This window comes from Inquilinus sp., assembly GCF_057815775.1.
The window spans coordinates 1-1,632 of record NZ_JBYRFX010000850.1; the positions used below are offsets into that span (position 1 = coordinate 1).

Below are 1,632 nucleotides of genomic sequence, written 5' to 3' on the forward strand. Positions count from 1 at the left end.
CGGTGCCGGCCAGAAGGACGTTTGGACATGAACATTCGGGGATCGGTCGTTCTCGTCACCGGCGCCAACCGCGGCCTGGGCCTCGCCTTTGCCCGTGAGGCGCTGGCCCGCGGCGCCGCCAAGGTCTATGCCGGCATGCGCGACACCACCGGCTTCGCCGAGCCTGGGCTGATCCCGGTGCGGCTTGATGTCACCGACCCGCAGACGATCGCCGCCGCCGCGGATTCATGCGGGGACGTCACCGTGGTCGTCAACAACGCCGGCATCGGCGCGATCACCAACGGCGCGCTCGACCCGGAGCTGGAAGCCCAGTCGCGCCGCCTGTTCGAGACCAACCTCTACGGCATCGTCCGCATCTCGCAGGCCTTCGCCCCGATCCTCGAGCGCAACCGCCCCGGCGCCGTCATCAATGTGTTGTCCGACCTGACATGGCTGGTGAACCCGATCCTGACGGCCTATGCGCTGTCGAAGGCGGCGGCCTGGAGCTACACCAACCACCTGCGTGTCCAGCTGAAGCCCCAGGGCTCCCAGGTCCTCTCCCTGCATGTCGGCTTCATCGACACCGACCTGACCAAGGGCCTGGACATCCCGAAGAACGATCCCAGGGATGTCGCGCGCCACACCTACGACGCGCTGGAGGCCGGGGAGAGCGAGATCATGGCCGACGAAAGCACCCGGGCCCTGAAGCAGTCGCTGTCCACCGCCACCCCCGCCTATATCGACCCGCCCTCGCACGGGTGAGCTGACGGGGCCGGGACCACGCCGGCAATATCCCCACCGTCCGCCTTCTGGCATGCTGCTTGCGTCGTTCCGGGACAGGAACGGCACCCGGAACCGTGGCCGCACGAGCCGCGGACCGGCCCCTCGGGCCGCCGCAGCCGCGGTGTCCCGCCGGGACGGCCAGGGAGAGCAGGAAAGAGATGGACGGTCTGGATCCCACGGTCTTCGCCATCAGCCGCCCGGCGCTGCACGATTATGCGGCGGTGGCGCGGCCGGATGTCATGGTCGAGTGCTATCGCAGCGACGCCGGGCAGATGGAATCGCGCGGCACGCTGCACCGGCTGTCGCTGAACCGCAGCCGCCACGGCCGCTATGCCTTCCGCATCGGCGACGGGCCGACGCTGCGGGCGGACCGGCCGCGCTACACCCTGGGCGTCCAGCCGGCGGGGCTGGCGCTGTTCGTCGATGGCGACGGCGCCGACTACATCTCGATCTTCCAGCACCCCGACGCCTATCGCCGGATCGGCCAGGATGTCGGGCCGGCGGATATCGAGGATGCCGAGATGCTGGTCGCGGCCGACCCGGTGACCATCCATGTCGCCCTGGCGCTGGCCGAGCTGGCCCGCCACCCCGACGCCACCGACCCGCTGCTGGCGGAGCAGCTGGGCATCGCCTTCGCCGCCTGCACCCTGCGCCTGCTGTCGCACCGGCCGGCGCCGCGGCCCGAGCGCCCCGACGCCCTGTCGCCGGAGCGGCTGCGCCGGGTGCTGGACCACATCGAGGGGGCGCTGGAAGATGGCGATCTGAGCCTGGCCGACCTGGCCGCGATCGCCCATCTCAGCCCGTTCCATTTCAGCCGCGCCTTCAAGGCCGCCACCGGCTGCGCGCCGCACCAGTTCGTGCTGGCGCGGC

General features: G+C 70.9%; 2 protein-coding genes. Both read left to right on the forward strand.

Features of this window, described 5'->3' with window-relative positions; genetic code table 11:
- Positions 1 to 27: 27 nt before the first annotated feature.
- Positions 28 to 741 carry an SDR family oxidoreductase gene (locus AC3XYG_RS30415; RefSeq protein ID WP_489143623.1) on the forward strand — a complete coding sequence of 238 codons (714 nt, stop codon included), beginning with the start codon at positions 28 to 30 and terminating at the stop codon, positions 739 to 741.
- Positions 742 to 920: 179 nt separating this feature from the next.
- Positions 921 to 1,632 (forward strand): helix-turn-helix domain-containing protein (locus AC3XYG_RS30420; protein ID WP_489143624.1); only part of this gene is annotated, 712 nt, incomplete at its 3' end.

Coding starts and splice junctions, on each gene's coding strand:
- AC3XYG_RS30415 (WP_489143623.1), top strand. CDS start 28: ATGAACATTCGGGGATCGGTCGTTCTCGTCACCGGCGCCAACCGCGGC.